The sequence below is a fragment of the Sphingobacterium sp. IITKGP-BTPF85 genome, from assembly GCF_001006065.1.
In the GTDB taxonomy this organism is placed as follows: Bacteria; Bacteroidota; Bacteroidia; order Sphingobacteriales; family Sphingobacteriaceae; genus Sphingobacterium; species Sphingobacterium anhuiense.
On record NZ_ASZT02000308.1, the window covers coordinates 1 to 1268 of the forward strand.

The window sequence follows — 1268 nt, forward strand, 5'->3', positions numbered from 1 at the left end:
AAAATATGGTGTCGTCAAAAGTTTATTTTATTACGAACCTGATTCAATGCCAGCAGGCACTTACCAAACAGATATTAATTGGAAGACTTGGTCGGCATGGCCTAAAAAAGAAGCTGATAATATTGGGCGTTCTTACAATTACCCCCATGTTGCTGCTGCACATTGGGTCATGTACAGATTAGCCCGAGATTATCGTAATTTCGTACAGGAAGAGAGCTGGGATATCTATCTAGATCGAGCTTTTCAAACCAGCATGGCGATGATTGAAAAAGCACCTTATTATGCGCAGTTCGGCCAGATGGAAGGCAGTATATTTCTGCTTATCCTCCATGATTTACGTCGCGAGGGATTAACAGATGCGGCCAATAAATTGGAAGCTGTGATGCGTAAAAGAGCCGAACATTGGAAAACCCTTGATTATCCATTTGGAAGTGAGATGCCTTGGGACTCTACAGGACAAGAAGAAGTATATTTATGGTCTCGATACTTTGGTTTTGACGATAAAACTCAAGTTACCTTAAATGCCATTCTCGCGTATATGCCTACAGTACCACATTGGGGATACAATGGTAGTGCCCGTCGTTATTGGGATTTTGTATATGGGGGAAAACTATCCCGGATCGAGCGTCAACTTCATCATTATGGTTCCGCTTTAAATGCTATCCCTGTATTAACAGAATACCGAGATCACCCTGATGATTTCTACCTGCTTCGTGTAGGCCATGCAGGTATGATGGGGGCATTAGCAATGTAACTGCAGATGGTTTTGGTCCTGCAGCATTCCATTCTTACCCCTCTACCTTAGCTAACGATGGTATATCGGGCGATTACGGTACTGGTTTTATGGCTATGCCGTAATTCAGGCACCTACATCATAGAACATCCAGAATTTGGCTGGCTGGCATTTAGTGGTAATCTGAAAGCCGATAAAAATAACATCGAAGTAGCAATAAAAACAGCTTCCAAAGGTCGTGTTTTTCTAGCCAAAGAAAATTTATGGTTAACATCCGATGCCGGAGAAATTGAAACCTTCACCTACAATCAAAAAGATAAAACTGTATTGTTAAACTTTAATACAAGTCAATCCGCGATAGTACCAAATATTTTGCTTAATATCAATCCGGAAAGTGGCTATGAAATTGAAGGGTTTAACAAGGATAAATACAACCGTTACGAAATACCCGCAAATACGAATACCGTGAAACTTGTGAAAACAAAGTAACATCAGGTCATTTATATTCTTGCAGAAAAGCCCTGTTTAATATTAA

Annotated in this window: 1 protein-coding gene and 1 pseudogene; both read left to right on the top strand. The window is 40.3% G+C overall.

What is annotated here, in order from left to right:
• Positions 1-46: 46 nt before the first annotated feature.
• Positions 47-858: pseudogene (locus L950_RS34700) on the top strand (DUF5695 domain-containing protein).
• On the top strand, positions 812-1222 hold the full coding sequence (locus L950_RS36090; RefSeq protein ID WP_021191308.1) for a DUF5695 domain-containing protein: 411 nt from the start codon (positions 812-814) through the stop codon (positions 1220-1222). Before L950_RS34700 ends, L950_RS36090 begins: the two are co-directional and overlap by 47 nt.
• Positions 1223-1268: the final 46 nt, after the last annotated feature.